Consider the following 614-nt stretch of genomic DNA (forward strand, 5'->3'; position numbering starts at 1 on the left):
TCCCGGACCTTCTCGTTGCCGTCGGTGACGGCCCCGGTCATCATCCGCTGATATAGCCACAGCACGTAGACCGCGGAGAGCACCAGCGCCGCCGATGCGATGACGGCGAAAGCCGGGTAGCGGGTGAATGTGCCGATGAGAACCAGGAATTCACTGATGAACGGAGCCAGTCCGGGTAACGACAGCGTCGCCAGACCGGCGACCAGGAAGGTGCCGGCGAGGATGGGGGCGACTTTCTGGATCCCGCCGTAGTCGGCGATGACCCGGCTGCCGCGGCGGCTGACCAGGAACCCGGCGATCAAGAACAGTGCGGCCGTGGAGATGCCGTGGTTGACCATGTAGAGCGTCGAGCCGGCCTGGCCCTGGCTGGTCATCACGAAGATGCCGAGGATGATGAAGCCGAAGTGGCTGATCGAGGTATAGGCGATCAGGCGCATGACGTCGGTCTGGCCGATGGCCAGGATGGCGCCGTAGACGATCCCGATCACCGCCAGCGCGATGATCACCGGACGGAAATAGGTTGCCGAGTCGGGAAACAACGGCAGACAGTAGCGCAGCATCCCGAACGTGCCGACCTTGTCCATCACCGCCATCATCAACACCGCCGACGCCGG

General features: G+C 64.0%; 1 protein-coding gene. It reads right to left on the bottom strand.

Translation table 11 applies throughout. The features are described 5' to 3' along the window. Nucleotides 1-614: proton-conducting transporter transmembrane domain-containing protein (locus HPC46_RS34645; protein ID WP_267910108.1), on the bottom strand; the 614-nt coding region annotated here is incomplete at both ends.

The organism is Mycolicibacterium vinylchloridicum, assembly GCF_013404075.1.
Taxonomy (GTDB): Bacteria; Actinomycetota; Actinomycetes; order Mycobacteriales; family Mycobacteriaceae; genus Mycobacterium; species Mycobacterium vinylchloridicum.